Source organism: Nocardioides bizhenqiangii, from assembly GCF_034661235.1.
In the GTDB taxonomy this organism is placed as follows: domain Bacteria; phylum Actinomycetota; class Actinomycetes; order Propionibacteriales; family Nocardioidaceae; genus Nocardioides; species Nocardioides bizhenqiangii.
The window spans coordinates 2,256,931-2,270,458 of the sequence record NZ_CP141059.1; the positions used below are offsets into that span (position 1 = coordinate 2,256,931).

At 71.5% G+C, this 13,528-nt stretch carries 15 protein-coding genes; 7 read left to right on the plus strand and 8 right to left on the minus strand.

The window, feature by feature from the left end:
- Nucleotides 1-2: 2 nt before the first annotated feature.
- The 7 genes from cmk (at nt 3) to SHK19_RS10900 (ending at nt 6,525) form a co-directional block, all read left to right on the plus strand.
- Complete coding sequence (gene cmk / locus SHK19_RS10870; RefSeq protein WP_322938646.1) at nt 3-680, plus strand: (d)CMP kinase; 678 nt, start codon at nt 3-5, stop codon at nt 678-680.
- Nucleotides 677-1,390, plus strand: a complete 714-nt coding sequence (locus SHK19_RS10875) for a lysophospholipid acyltransferase family protein (RefSeq protein ID WP_322454985.1) — start codon at nt 677-679, stop codon at nt 1,388-1,390. The genes cmk and SHK19_RS10875 overlap by 4 nt, the downstream gene beginning before the upstream one ends.
- Nucleotides 1,387-2,727: a ribosome biogenesis GTPase Der gene (gene der / locus SHK19_RS10880; protein ID WP_322938647.1), complete on the plus strand. Its 1,341-nt coding sequence runs from the start codon at nt 1,387-1,389 to the stop codon at nt 2,725-2,727. Before SHK19_RS10875 ends, der begins: the two co-directional genes overlap by 4 nt.
- A 40-nt stretch (nt 2,728-2,767) precedes the next feature.
- On the plus strand, nt 2,768-3,343 hold the full coding sequence (locus tag SHK19_RS10885; RefSeq protein WP_322938648.1) for a hypothetical protein: 576 nt from the start codon (nt 2,768-2,770) through the stop codon (nt 3,341-3,343).
- A gap of 16 nt (nt 3,344-3,359) precedes the next feature.
- A complete protein-coding gene (locus SHK19_RS10890) occupies nt 3,360-4,979 on the plus strand; it encodes a DNA polymerase Y family protein (protein WP_322938649.1) in 1,620 nt (539 codons plus the stop codon).
- Between the two features lie 128 nt (nt 4,980-5,107).
- Nucleotides 5,108-5,653 carry a hypothetical protein gene (locus SHK19_RS10895; protein ID WP_322454989.1) on the plus strand — a complete coding sequence of 182 codons (546 nt, stop codon included), beginning with the start codon at nt 5,108-5,110 and terminating at the stop codon, nt 5,651-5,653.
- Nucleotides 5,654-5,679: 26 nt separating this feature from the next.
- Nucleotides 5,680-6,525 carry an LLM class flavin-dependent oxidoreductase gene (locus tag SHK19_RS10900; RefSeq protein WP_322454990.1) on the plus strand — a complete coding sequence of 282 codons (846 nt, stop codon included), beginning with the start codon at nt 5,680-5,682 and terminating at the stop codon, nt 6,523-6,525.
- Between the two features lie 34 nt (nt 6,526-6,559).
- Here SHK19_RS10900 and fadD1 read toward each other — a convergent pair whose 3' ends face one another.
- The 8 genes from fadD1 to SHK19_RS10940 all read right to left on the minus strand — a co-directional run bounded on the left by fadD1 (nt 6,560) and on the right by SHK19_RS10940 (nt 13,379).
- The gene (gene fadD1 / locus SHK19_RS10905; RefSeq protein WP_322938650.1) at nt 6,560-8,149 is read right to left on the minus strand and encodes a fatty-acid--CoA ligase FadD1; all 1,590 of its coding nucleotides are present in this window, start codon (nt 8,147-8,149) and stop codon (nt 6,560-6,562) included.
- Between the two features lie 23 nt (nt 8,150-8,172).
- Complete coding sequence (locus tag SHK19_RS10910; protein ID WP_322938651.1) at nt 8,173-9,096, minus strand: alpha/beta hydrolase; 924 nt, start codon at nt 9,094-9,096, stop codon at nt 8,173-8,175.
- Entirely contained in the window at nt 9,093-9,746 is a 654-nt protein-coding gene (locus SHK19_RS10915) for a TetR/AcrR family transcriptional regulator (RefSeq protein WP_322938652.1), read from the minus strand. Before SHK19_RS10915 ends, SHK19_RS10910 begins: the two co-directional genes overlap by 4 nt.
- Nucleotides 9,743-11,068, minus strand: a complete 1,326-nt coding sequence (locus tag SHK19_RS10920; protein ID WP_322938653.1) for a flavin-containing monooxygenase — start codon at nt 11,066-11,068, stop codon at nt 9,743-9,745. The genes SHK19_RS10915 and SHK19_RS10920 overlap by 4 nt, the downstream gene beginning before the upstream one ends.
- A gap of 53 nt (nt 11,069-11,121) precedes the next feature.
- A complete protein-coding gene (locus SHK19_RS10925) occupies nt 11,122-11,820 on the minus strand; it encodes an MBL fold metallo-hydrolase (RefSeq protein WP_322938654.1) in 699 nt (232 codons plus the stop codon).
- A complete protein-coding gene (locus SHK19_RS10930; RefSeq protein ID WP_322454996.1) occupies nt 11,820-12,071 on the minus strand; it encodes a hypothetical protein in 252 nt (83 codons plus the stop codon). The genes SHK19_RS10925 and SHK19_RS10930 overlap by 1 nt, the downstream gene beginning before the upstream one ends.
- Nucleotides 12,068-13,090, minus strand: a complete 1,023-nt coding sequence (locus tag SHK19_RS10935; protein ID WP_322938655.1) for an aminoglycoside phosphotransferase family protein — start codon at nt 13,088-13,090, stop codon at nt 12,068-12,070. Before SHK19_RS10935 ends, SHK19_RS10930 begins: the two co-directional genes overlap by 4 nt.
- A gap of 136 nt (nt 13,091-13,226) precedes the next feature.
- Nucleotides 13,227-13,379, minus strand: a complete 153-nt coding sequence (locus tag SHK19_RS10940) for a hypothetical protein (protein ID WP_322938656.1) — start codon at nt 13,377-13,379, stop codon at nt 13,227-13,229.
- Nucleotides 13,380-13,528 lie beyond the last annotated feature (149 nt).

Genomic DNA, 13,528 nt, shown 5'->3' on the forward strand with positions numbered 1-13,528 from the left:
CTGTGAATGCAGGTGATCTCAGCTCGCTCGTCGTGGCCGTCGACGGTACGTCGGGCTCGGGCAAGTCGAGCACCTGCCGGGCGGTCGCCGAGCGGCTCGGCCTCCGCTATCTCGACACCGGCGCCATGTACCGCGCGGTGGCGTGGTGGATGCTGCAGCACGACGTCAACATCTACGACATCCAGGAAGTGACCGCGCACGCGGACGGCCCGAGGCTCGAGTCAGGCACCGACCCGCGCCGGCCGACGATCACGCTCGACGGCGTCGACGTGTCCGCCGAGATCCGCAGCGACGCCGTCAACGCGGCGGTCTCGCCGGTGAGCACGGTGCCGGCGGTCCGCGCGCGGCTGGTGGAGCAGCAGCGGGAGATCATCGGCGACGGCGGCATCGTGGTCGAGGGCCGCGACATCGGGTCGGTCGTCTGGCCGGCCGCCGGGCTCAAGGTCTTCCTCACCGCCGACCCGGATGCCCGCGCCGCGCGGCGTGCCGCCGAGGCCGGCACCACCGACGTCACCGCGACCCAGGAGTCCCTGCTCAACCGCGACCGGATCGATTCCGGCCGGGCGGTGGCGCCGCTGACGATGGCGGACGGCGCCGTCCACATCGACACCACCGAGCTGACCCTCGAGGAGGTCGTCGACGTCGTCGTCGGCCTCGCGACGGCACCGGCGGAGGCATGACCCCCCACCAGGACCCGCCCCGCAGTGACACGGTCCCGCACCCGAGCCGGTGGCTGCTCCGCGGCGGGCGCCCGGCAGCGCGGTGGATCATCCGGCGGTGGTACGACGTCCGCGTCCAGCACCCCGAGCGTTTCCCCCGGCGCGGGCCGGCCGTGGTGACCGCCAACCACATCGGGATCATCGACGGGCCGCTGATGGCGATCTTCGCCCCGCGGCCGGTGCATGCGCTGACCAAGATCGAGATGTTCGACGGGAGGCTCGGCCGGTTCCTGACGCTCACGGGTCAGATCCCGCTGGACCGGTTCTCTGCCGATCCGCTCGCCGTGCGGATGGCCCTGCGCGTGCTGCGCGAGGGCGGCGCCGTCGGGGTCTTCCCGGAGGGCACGCGGGGCAACGGCGAGCTCGACACGTTCCGGCGCGGTGCTGCCTACCTGTCGATGGTGACAGGTGCGCCCGTCGTACCCCTGACCTTCATCGGCAGCCGGGAGCCCGGCGGCCACACCAACTCCATCCCGCCGAGGCGGGCCCGGATCGACATCGTGGTCGGGCAGCCGATCCCGGTGGCCGCCGTACCGTGGCCACGGCTGCGGACCGACGTCGCCGCGCTGACCGATGACCTGCACCAACGGATGCTGACCGGGTTGAAGGACGCGCTGGCCGAGACCGGCCGCGTCCTGCCCGGACCCTTACCCCCAGGAGAAGCCGCATGAGTGAGCCTGCGATCGACACCGGACCCGTACCGGTCCTTGCCGTCGTCGGACGGCCGAACGTCGGCAAGTCCACGCTCGTCAACCGGATCCTGGGACGCCGCGAGGCGGTCGTCGAGGACGTCCCGGGCGTGACCCGCGACCGGGTCTCCTACGACGCCGAGTGGAACGGCCGGGCCTTCACCGTGGTCGACACCGGCGGCTGGGACCCGGACGCACGCGGCCTGGCAGAGCGGATCGCCGCCCAGGCCGAGATCGCGGTCTCGCTCGCCGACGCGACGATGTTCGTCGTCGACGCGACGGTCGGCATCACCGACGCCGACGAGGAGGTCGTCAAGATCCTCCGCCGGTCGGGCAAGCCGGTGGTGCTCGCCGCCAACAAGGTCGACGACGAGCGCGCCGAGGCCGAGGCATACGGCTTGTGGAACCTCGGCCTCGGCGAGCCGCACGTCGTCTCGGCGCTGCACGGTCGCGGCTCGGGCGACCTGCTGGACGCCGTGCTCGCCGTGCTGCCGGAGCCGCCGCCCGTCGCCGACAGGGAGTACGGCGGTCCGCGCCGGGTCGCCATCGTCGGCCGTCCCAACGTCGGCAAGTCCTCGCTGCTCAACAAGCTGGCGGGGGAGGAGCGGGTCGTCGTCGACAACGTGGCCGGCACCACCGTCGACCCGGTCGACGAGCTGGTCGAGCTGGGTGGCCGGACCTGGCGGTTCGTCGACACCGCCGGCATCCGGAAGCGGATCAAGGAGGCGTCCGGGCACGAGTACTACGCGTGGCTGCGGACGTCGACCGCGATCGAGCGCGCCGAGGTGTGCGTGCTGGTGCTCGACGCCCAGGAGTCGATCGCCGAGCAGGACGTGCGGATCCTCCAGGCGGTGCGCGAGTCGGGCCGGGCGCTGGTGATCGCGTTCAACAAGTGGGACATGGTCGACGCCGAGCGTCGCTACTACCTGACCCGGGAGATCGAGCGCGACCTGGTGCAGGTCCAGTGGGCGCCGCGGATCAACATCACCGCCCGCACCGGCTGGCACGTCGACCGCCTGGTGCCGGCGCTCGACAAGGCGCTCGAGGGGTGGGAGACGCGGATCGGGACCGGGGCGCTCAACTCGTTCCTCGGGCGGCTGGTGGCCGAGCACCCGCACCCGGTGCGGAGCGGCAAGCAGCCGAAGGTGCTGTTCGGCACCCAGGCGGCATCGGCGCCACCGACGTTCGTGCTCTTCACCTCGGGCAAGCTGGATGCCGGCTACGAGCGGTTCATCGAGCGCCGGCTGCGGGAGGAGTTCGGGTTCGTCGGGACCCCGATCGTGCTGCAGGTGCGGCCGCGGGAGAAGCGCAAGCGCTAGCCCCCTTGATTTGTTCGAACAAGTGTTCGAACATGGGGAGGTGAGTGCCCAGGTCGTCGAGCTCCAGCAGCGGATCGAGGCGCTCCAGGGTGCACCGACCCGGCTGACGGTCCCGGTGCACCCGGCGCTGGAGGGTCTGGTGCAGCTGCGGACCGGGGCGAGCTATGCCGTCGACTCGGCGTCGCTGGCCCTCGCACTGGCTGCCGGAGCCTCGCGCTCGGGGGAGTGGGTGGGTTTCGCCGGCTGGGGCGACTTCGGTGCTGAGGCAGCGTGCCAGTGGGGCATCGACCTGCGGCGGACGGTGCTGGTGCCCGAGCCCGGCGAGCTCTGGCTCGAGGTGGCGGCTGCGCTCGTCGACGTGCTCAAGGTCGTCGTGCTCAAGCCGACCACGCTGGTCGACCCCAAGTCGGCGTCGGTGCTTGACGCCCGGCTCCGTGCCCGGTCCTCCACCCTGGTCGTCTGGGGTGACTGGCCACGGGTCGAGGCCCGCCTGAGCGCCGAGCGGGTCGAGTGGGACGGCGTCGGTCGCGGTCGCGGCCGGCTCAGGCACCGCGACATCCGGCTCGCGCTCCAGCGCGGGACCCGTCGCGACACGCGCGACGTACGACTCCCATGAGGGTCATGGTCGCCCCATGAGAGTCATGGTGGCATGGTGCCCCGACTGGTCGGTCACCGCCGGGCTGTTCGAGCTCGCCGAGGCAGGTGACGCCGGTCCGGTCAGTGACCAGCCGGCCGCCGTGCTCAGCAACAACGTGGTCGAGGTGTGCAACGCGGCCGCCAGGGCGGAGGGCGTACGACGCGGCCAGCGGCGTCGTGATGCCCAGGCGAGGTGCCCGGAGCTCGTGCTGCTCCCCGCCAACCCTGAGCGGGACGCGCGCTACTTCGAGCCGGTGCTGGCCACGGTCGAGGAGCTGCGGCCCGGAGTTGCCCCGATCCGGCCGGGACTGCTCGCGGTGCCCGCCCCGGGTCTCTACTTCGGAGGTGAGCCCCATGCCGCCGCTCTCGTTGCCCAGCACCTGGTCGAGACCGGTGTGTGGGACTGCCGGATCGGGGTCGCCGACGACCTGTTCACGGCCGAGCAGGCCGCCCGTCAGGCGATGGTCCAGGACTGTGTGGTGGTGCCCCCCGGGACGTCGGCGATCTTCCTGCAGGCGCTCCCGGTGCAGGTGCTGGCCAACGACAGCAACGAGGCAGAGGGACGCGAGCTGGCCGATCTCCTCCGCCGGTTGGGACTGACGACGCTCGGTGACTTCAGCCGGCTCTCGGCGTCGGAGGTGAGCAACCGGTTCGGCGGCTTCGGACTGAGCGTGTGGCAGCGGGCGCAGGGTGTCGCGCCGACCGCGCTCGGGTCCCGGACACCACCGCCGGAGCTGGCGTGCGAGATCGGCTTCGAGCCGCCGCTGGAGTCGGCGGAGGCGGTCTGCTTCAGCGTCCGGACCACCGCCGAGCGGTTCGTGCAGGGGCTGGCCGGGCGCCAGCTGGTCGCCGTCGCCGTCCGCATCGAGGCGGAGGCCGACGGTGTCGTGACGTCGGCACGCACCTGGCTGCATCCACGCTGCTTCACCTCACGCGACCTCGTCGACCGCGTGCACTGGCAGCTGCAAGCCGGCACAGCGGGATCCGGGCTGCGTTCCCGGCGCGATCCGGGGTCGGTGCGGGCAGCGATCGAGCGGGTGCGCTTCCTCCCCGAGACGGTCGAGCCGGCCGCCGACCATGCCGACGGCCTGTGGGGCGGCGGTGCCGACGAGCAGGTGACGCGAGGGGTGGCGCGGGTGCAGGCGATGATCGGTTTCGACGCGGTGCGGACACCGGTGCTGCAGGGTGGCCGGAGCGCCGCAGACCGGCAGGCGACGATCCCGTGGGGCGAGCGTCCCGTCGGGTTGCGGCCCGTGGACCAACCGTGGCCGGGGCGGATCCCCGGTCCCGCTCCGGCGCGGGTCTTCTCCACCCCCCTCGCAGCCGACGTCGTCGACGAGGCGGGGCGGACCGTCGCGGTGACCGAGCGGGGGGTGGTGACCGGTGAGCCGTGGCGCTACCGGATCGATGCGTCGCCCGATGTCGCCGTACGACGCTGGACCCCCGTCGGCTCCTGGGCAGGTCCGTGGCCTGTCGACGACACCTGGTGGCAGCAGGGCGACCGCTCCACAGATCGCGGCCGATCCGCTCGCTTCCAGGTCGTGGGCGTCGACGGCCGGGCCTGGCTGCTGGTGTGGCGCAGGGAGGGATGGCAGGTCGAGGCGGGCTACGACTAGCCATATTTGCCCGAGCGTGCCGCAGTTGACGCGGTCACTGGTTACGGCTGCTTGGCGGCTTACGGTGATGGCGTCTACTCTGCGAGACAACTCCCAGGGAGGCGCCCATGCCACCGAAGACACCGTCCGTGGACCTCACCATCGTGACGAAGAACCTCAGGGCCCTCCAGGGTGCCCTCGAGCACAGTCTCACCATCCAGCGGACGCGGCTGCAGGAGATCGTCGACGACCTGGTCTCCCGCGGCTCCCTGAGCCGGGCCGAGGCTGACGGTTTCGTCAACCAGCTCCTGAGCAGCAGCAAGGACTACTCGCAGGCCCTGCTGCAGGTGCTGGACTCGGTGACGGCCGAGACCCGCAAGACCATCGGGGCGGGCGTCGTGCCGGTGATGGCGACGGCCGGCAAGACCGCCGGCAGGATCGCCGACACGGTGCGGCAGGTGGCCAAGTCCTCCCACCGGGCACCCCACGCCGCCACCAGGCCCGGGTCCGACCGCACGGGCGGTGCGACCAATCCCCTCCCTGACTACGACGACCTGACCGTCGCCGAGATCAAGCCGCGTCTGACCGGCCTGAGCCCCTCCGAGCTCCGCAAGGTCCGCGAGGTCGAGAAGGCCGGCAAGGCTCGCAAGAGCGTGCTGAGTCGGATCGATCAGCTGCTCCTGCTCAGGTCCTGACTACACGCGGGCTGCAGAATGGCCATGTGAACCTGCATGTGGTGCTCTGGCCCATCCACGACTGGCCGGCGATGGCCGACACCTGGCGGCGCGCGGAGGAGCTGGGCTTCGTCGGTGGCTGGGTCTACGACCACCTCGCCTGGCGCGGTCACACGCCCTGGGACGACGCCTATGCGAGCCTGGCTGCGGCCGCGGCTGTCACGTCCCGCATCCGGCTCGGCACCCTGGTGACCTCGCCCAACTTCCGGACTCCCGTGCCGACCGCCTCGGCGATCCGCACGATCGACCGGATCTCCGGTGGCCGGCTGACCCTCGGCATCGGTGCCGGCGGCAGTGCGCACACCTCCGACGGCGACGTGCTCGACCGCGACTGGACGAAGCGGGAGCGGGCGAACCGGTTCGAGGAGTGGGTGTCCCATCTCGATGCGCTGCTGACCGGGGAGTCGGTCTCGGCGGCGGGGGAGTACTGGTCGATCCGCGACGTCACCGTGGCGCCAGGCCTGGTGCAGCAGCGGCCGCCGTTCTGGATCGCGGCCGGCGGCCCGAGGGGCATGCGGCTCGCGGCACGGCTCGGTCAGGGGTGGGTGGTCAACCCGGTCACCGACGACCCTGCCGAGGAGGTGCGCGGCCAGGTGGCGCGGATGGAAGGGATCTGCTCGGACGCGGGTCGCGACTTCTCGGCGATGCCGCGGTTGCTGCTGACCGGCTTCACCGGCGAGCCGTGGCTGGCGTCCGCGGCGGCATACGACGACCTGGCCGGCCGCTATGCCGAGCTCGGGATCACCGACGTGGCGATCCACTGGCCGCGCCCGGGCTCCGAGTGGGACGCGGACACGGCGGTCTTCGAGGCGATCGCGGCCAAGGTGCGTTGACCAGCACGAGCGCTGGCGCCGGCGTGCCGCTCGCTCACCCTCGCTCCTCGTAGGACGTGCCCCGCTCCTGGCGGACCCACAGGACACCCTCGCCACCGTCGACGCCCTGCGCGACCAGCTCGCGCTTGATCACCTTGTTGGTGGCGGTCGCCGGCAGGGTGGCGGTGAGCCGCACGTAGCGCGGCCAGGCCTTGGGGGAGAGGTCGGCCTGGGCCGCCAGGAACCGCTCGAGCTCCCCGGGGGTCAGCTCCGACTCGTCGCGGAGCACGATCGCAGCCATCACCTGGTCACCCACGTTGGGGTCCGGGACGGCGTAGACAGCGACCCGGCTGACGGCCGGCAGGCGCTGGAGCACCCGCTCGATCGGTCCCGCCGCGAGGTTCTCGCCGTCGACGCGCATCCAGTCGGCGGTACGACCCGCGAGGTAGACCCAGCCCTCGGCGTCGCGGTAGGCGAGGTCGCCCGACCAGTACATGCCGTGGCGCATCCGCTCCTGGTTGGCGGCGGGGTCGTTGTAGTAGCCGGAGAAGTAGCCGGCGCCGGTGGTGTTGACCAGCTCGCCGATCGCCTCGTCGGCGTTGAGCAACGCGCCGTTCTCGTCGAACTCCGCGCGCGGGCACTCCTCGAGGGTCTCGCTGTTGAAGACCGCGACCTCCTCGCCACCCCGGCCGATAGAGCCGGGCGGCGTGCCCTCGTCGCGGGTGATGATGATCGCCAGCTCGGTGGACCCGAAGCCGTCGACCACCCGGCAGTCGAACCGCCGGCTGAACTCCTCGATGTCGCGGTCGCTGGCCTCGTTGCCGAACGCGATGCGCAGCGGGTTGTCGGCGTCGTCGGCCTTCTCCGGCGTGGCGAGGACGTAGGCCAGCGGCTTGCCGACGTAGTTCATGTACGTCGCGCAGTACCGCCGGATGTCGTCGAGGAAGCCGGACGCGCTGAACCGGGCGGGGACCATCGCCGCGCCGCTGCAGGCCGCCGGGGCCCAACCCGCGGCCACGGCGTTGGAGTGGAAGAGCGGCATGGAGATGTAGCAGACGTCGGCCGCGGTGAGGCCGACCTTCTCAGCGAGGTGCAGGCCGGAGAAGAGGGGGAAGAGGTGGGTCACCTGGACCGCCTTCGGGTCGCCGCTCGTCCCGGAGGTGAAGATCATCATGAACGTGTCCATCGCCTCGACCTCGCGGAGCGGCGTCAGCGCGCCGGCCGCGCCCAGCAGATCGGACCACTCGGCGGAGTCGGTGTTGATGACCCGGACGTCCGCGGCAGCGAGATCGTCGGTGATGGTCTCCACGAGAGACAGGTGCTCGTCGTCGGTGAGCAGCACCTGGCACTCCGCCCGCAGGATGTCAGCGGAGAGCCCGGCTCCGCGTCGGGTCGTGTTGACCCCGCACAGGACATAGCCGCCGAGAGCTGCGGCGGCCATGGAGCGCAGCATCTGCGGACTGTTGGCCAGCACGGCACCGACGTGCACGGGCCGCTCGCGGTCGACCAGTTCGAGCAGGGCGGCGGCCTCGGTGCCGCCCACGGCCACGTAGTCGCGCCAGGACGTCACCTGGTCCTCGTGGATGATCGCCGGCTGGTCGTCGTCAGCCCGCTCGCGCAGGAGCTGCTGCATGGTCTCGGGCATGGCGTCCTCGGGTCGGATGGTCGTCAGGGGGTGGAAGCGGGCGCGGGTGCGAGCTTGCGCTGCAGGAAGTGGACGGCGTGGGCCACTGCCGGCCGGTGCCAGTCCTTGCCCGGCCACACGTCGAAGTGGTCGCAGGGGTAGTGGCGCACCTCGGCGCGGGCGGCAAAGGCGACCTTCGCCGCCGCCTGCGGCGGTGCGCTGCGGTCGAGGTCGGCGATCTGGACGAGCACGGGGCAGCGGACCTGGCGCGCATTCCTGCCCACCCGGGCCTTCCCGAGCTCCATTACGACACTGGCGTCGACCTCGTTGCGCCAGGTCGGACCGGCGATCGAGAGGTAGTCCTCGAGCGCGCCGGGCAGCGTGAACGCTCCTCGCTCGCCGGGACGCGCGACCACCGGGATCATCACCGGGTCGGCGCCCACCGCCGCCGACACCCGGCTCCGTAGGCCGGTGCCGGTCGAGCGGAGCAGCTGCGACGGTGGATGGTGCTGGAGCGCGTGCCGGGCCGCGGCGAACCCGTCGACGAGCGGGGTCATGGCCACGACGGCGGCCACGTCGGCACGGAGCGCGGCGGCCTCGAGCACGTGCCCGCCCGCCATCGACACACCCCATAGCGCCAGCCGTGCCGGGTCGGCGCGCGGCAGGTGAGCGGCGGCGTCGAGGGCCGCGAGGTAGTCCTCGACCTGTGCCCGGACCGAGACCACCTGGCGCGGCCGGCCCTCGCTGGCCCCGAACCCGCGGTAGTCGAAGGCGAGGACGTCGATCCCCGCGGCCGCGAACGCCTCGGCGAACGGCGCGAGACCGGAGTCCTTGGTGCCCGCCATGCCATGGGCCATCACGACCACCGGGCGGCCCGCGTGCGTCGTCAGGCCGTCGTGCTCGGCGGCGAAGTGCCAGGCCTCGCAGGTGACTCCGCCTGACGTGAAGGTCAGGGTGTCCGGTCTCATGCCGTGCTCTCCCTGCGCTCGACGCCGGCGCCGTAGATGGTGCGCAGCCAGATGAACGCGAGGGCGTCGATGTGCTGCTCGCGCGGCGGTCCGGAGCCCAAGGAGTGCCGCTCGAGGGCGTGGTCGTTGAGGTCGAGGAGCACCGCAGCGACAGAGGCGGCGTCCGGGCCCTCCGACGCCCGGCCTGCCGCGCGCTCGGTCTCGATCATCCCGGCGATCACACCGGCGAAGTCGGCGCGACCGGCGTCCCACATCTTCCGGACCGTGGCGCTCGACGAACGCGCCTCGAGCAGTGCCCGGTAGGTGTGCGGGCTGGTGTCGACGGAGTCGAAGAGCATGGTGATCGCGGTGCGGATCCGCTCCGCAGAGTCGCCCTCCGCCTTGACCAGCAGCTCGTTGGCATCGCCCGCGGCGTCGTACAGGTCCTGCATCAGCGCCATGACCGCGAGCGCCTTGCTCTCGAAGTAGAAGTAGAACGCCGAGCGGGTCACCCCGGCCCGCCTCGAGATCTCGGCGACGTTGATCTCCTCGAGCGACCGCTCGCGGAGCAGCTCGTCGAAGGCCTGCAGCAACGCCTCGCGCCGGGCGTCGCCGCGGTTGGGGTTGCGCCGGTCGACCAGCCGGTCCCAGGCCCCGGCGGCGCTGCTCATCGGCGGCCCGCCAGGATCCGCCTGCGCCCCGCCGGTATCTCCCGCGCCCGGATGTCGTGCTCGTAGATGAAGTAATCGACCTGCTGGGTGTGCCGCGGGGTCTTCAGCACGTGGCCGATGTACTTCGCCTCGTCCTCCTTGATGACCCGCTCCATCTCGGCAACGTCGGGCAGCGCGTAGGCCCCCACGAGGTGGGCGGCGAGGAGCCGGGCCTGCGACTCGACGAACGGGAACAGCGTCGGCGTCGCCTGCGCAAAACCGACGAAGGTGAGGTCGTCGATGCCGGGCTTGTACATCCGCTTGTAGAGCGGCAGGTGGTTGTCCGGCGCGCTGATGAAATCGGGGTCGAAGAACGGGAAGGTGATGTTGTAGCCGGTCGCCCACACGATGATGTCGAAGTCGTCGCTGGTGCCGTCCTCGAAGTGCACCGTGGAGCCGTCGAGCCTTGTGACGTTGGGCTTCGGCACGACGTCGCCCGAGCCGAGCCGCAGCGGCAGCTCGACCGACTGCGTGGGATGAGCCTCGAAGAACTTGTGGTTGGGGGTGGGCAGTCCGTAGAGCGTGCCGTTGGAGCCGTTCATCGGCTGGGCCATCTGCATGATCTTGCGCTGCCAGGAGAGCGGGAGGTACGGCGTGGTGCGGTACATCGTGTCCGCCGGCCGCCCGTAGACGTACTTCGGCACGATCCAGGCGCCGGAGCGGGTCGAGAGGGTCACCTCGGTCTGCAGGGCCTTCGACGACAGCTCGACCGCGATGTCGGCAGCGCTGTTGCCGAGCCCGACGACGAGGATCCGGGCTCCGAAGAAGTCGAACGGCGTCCGGGGGTCGATGTAGTGGTGGGAGTGCAGCGTGCGCCCGGTGAACTCGCCCGGGAAGTCGGGATAGCGCGGGTCCCAGTGGTGGCCGTTGGCGACGACGAGGTGGTCGAACCGTCGTACGGCGCCCGCCTGGTCGGTGATCTCCCAGCCACCTCCGTCGAGGCGACGGGCGTGCTGGACGCCGTTCTGGAACTCGATGTTGCGGTTGAGGTCGAACGCCTCGGCGTACGACTCGAGGTAGTCCTTGATCTGCGTGTGGTGCGGGAAGTCCGGGTAGTCCTCGGGCATCGGGAAGTCGCGGAAGGACAGCCGGTCCTTCGACGTGTCGATGTGCAACGAGCGGTAGGCGCTGCTGTGCCCGTTCGGGTTGCCGAACGCCCAGTTGCCACCGATCCGGTCCGATGCCTCGAAGCAGGTGTAGGCGATGCCGTAGTCGGTGAGCATCTTCCCGCTGGTGAGGCCGCTGATGCCGGCGCCGATGACAGCGGTGGTGGGACCGGACATGTGCTGGACCGTACGGTCGGACTTGACACGTGTCAACGAAACCTGACAGATGTCTAGCCAGGCGGCGGCTCCCACACCGCGGCGTCGTGCGCGAAGACGACGCGCCTCGGGTCGAAGGCGAGCAGCCGCTCGACCCAAGCCGGAGCGGTCGGCAGCGGCTCGGAGTGGCCGAGCGCGCGGGCCTGCGCAGCCAGGACGTCGGCGGTCCAGGCCGATGCGGTGTCGTGCGACTGACCTGCGAGGACGACCGAGCCGTCCTCGCACTCGACGACGAGCGACTGGTGCCCGTCCACGTGCCCGGGGGTCGGGATCACGTGCAGACCGGGTAGGACCTCGGTCTCGCCGCCGAGCTCCTGGTAGTTGCTGCCCGGGTGGTCGATCAGGCGGTCGATCGTGTAGTCGCCAGCGCGGGCCGTCGCCAGCTCCGCACCCTGGGCGAGGATCGGCGTGTGGCCCAGGAGCGGGTTGCCGCCGCAGTGGTCGAAGTGGAGGTGGCAGTTCGCGACCAGCGCCAGGTCGGCGAGGTCGACGCCCGCGGTGGACAGCGCGTGGGGGAGTGCGACACGCTGCGGGCGGTACCAGGCGTCGGTCTCCTCGTCGCCCTCGCCGATCCCCGTGTCGAGCAGCACGAGGCCGTGCTCGTGGTGGACGAGGTACCCGTAGACCGCCTCGATCCTGGGTCCGGCTCCGGTCTCCTCGGGTGGCCGGACGAACGTCCCCAGCGTGATCCGACGTACGTCGTCGATGCGCACTACGCCGGTTCGCTCTCCGCTTCCTTCTCGTCGCCGCCCTTGGTGGCCTCGGTCTCGGTGTCCTCGGACTCCTTCGTCTCCTCGGGCGCATCGTTGGTCTCGGGGTTCCGCATCGGGTCGAGGTCGCGCGGTATCCGCGAGGTCGGCCCGTCGCCACCGACCCCGGGCACTGCGTGCGGCCCGCCCGGAGACGGGTCCGGCGGTTCGGCCTTCGGCTCCGGACGTCTGATCGGCTTCGAGCTGTGGTTCATGTCGTTCTCCCTCTTCTCGCCCGCTCGGGCTCCGGAAGGGAGGTATCCCGCGGAGTCCGGTTCATCCGGGCACTGGCGCGCTGGCTTGCTGCGCCCTCAGGCCCGGGAGAGCACCGCGTGGAGAGCACCGCGTGGACGACCGGACGCGCACGGTCGACGTGCGTGACGAGGCTCCCCATCAACCGGTTCCGAGAGGCGATCAGGCCCGTCGGCCCGAGGCGGTAGAGCAGCGCCCTGATGAGGAGCTGGTCCCAGTCGTCGCCGGTCTGCCAATCGTCGAGGGCTGACAGAGGTGCGCCGGCGAAGGTCACGGCATCGGTGACCGCGATGGCATTGGCCATGCCGGCCGGACGGAAGTACGGCGGCCAGTCGATGACCGCGAGAGGCCGGTCGGCCGCCGCCAGCACGTTGGGTCGGATGTCGCCGTGGATCGGCTGCTCCGGGGCGGTCACCGGGCGCCTCGCGGCGAGCAGGTCCTCGATCAGCTCGAGGGTCTCCGGATCCGACGGGGGGTCGGCCGACTCCCACGCGAACCGGTCGCCGTACGCCCACGGGTCGTTGCGGTCGTCCATGAACGACGGCCGCGGCAGGTCCCGCAGGCATTCGTGGAAGGCGTCACTGGCCTCCTTCACCCGGTCCAGCTCACTGGTGAGGTCCAGGTCTCGGCCCGGCACGAAGACATGCGCGCCCCAGCCGTCGACCGACCAGTCGTCGAGCATGCCTCGCGGCGCCACCGGCTCCGGGACGCGCACGTCGGCGCTGGCCCAGGCTGCGAACACCGCGCAGACCCAGTTGTGCTCCGGCACGCAACCCACCGGCTTGAGGACGAGCCGTCCGTCGGTCCAGTTGAACCCGGCCCCGCCCGGGAACCGCCGCAGCTCCCGCACGTCGACGCCGAACGCGGTGACAGCGCCTGCCGTCGGCCCTTGCCGGCGCCTGGCCAGGTCGGCGTCGTCGAACAGGCGGACCGAGTCGGGCGATCGGAGGGTGGCAGTGCTGCTCGATTGCTCGTCGGACATCCGGCAACCGTAGGCGAACGTCGTCAGATGACGTCGTACGTGAGGTGCGTCGCTGTCGAGGTGGTGCTGATGCAAGGCCGCACAGCCCGCGCTGTTGTACACCGACCGGGACGTGGTCGTTGGAACGAGTGCGGGGTCAGGAGGGATCCGTCGGCGGCTGGACCTCCGGCTCGGTGGGCGGCACCCCGGGATCCTCGCCCGGCTCGGGCTGGGTCGTCGAGATCGGACTCGGGTCGCCGCTCGGCACGACCTCGGGGTCGGGATCCGGTTCGGACGGCGTCGTGGTCATGCGAGGTCGGTACCCGAGGGGCCGGGCCGCACACCGTGGTCGCCCGAGAGCCCGAACGCTCGGCCTCCGACGCGCGCGGAGACCGGTGCCGCCAGCACGGAGGGCGGCAGTGACGACGGCACAGCCAGCATGGCTGAGGACCCGACCAG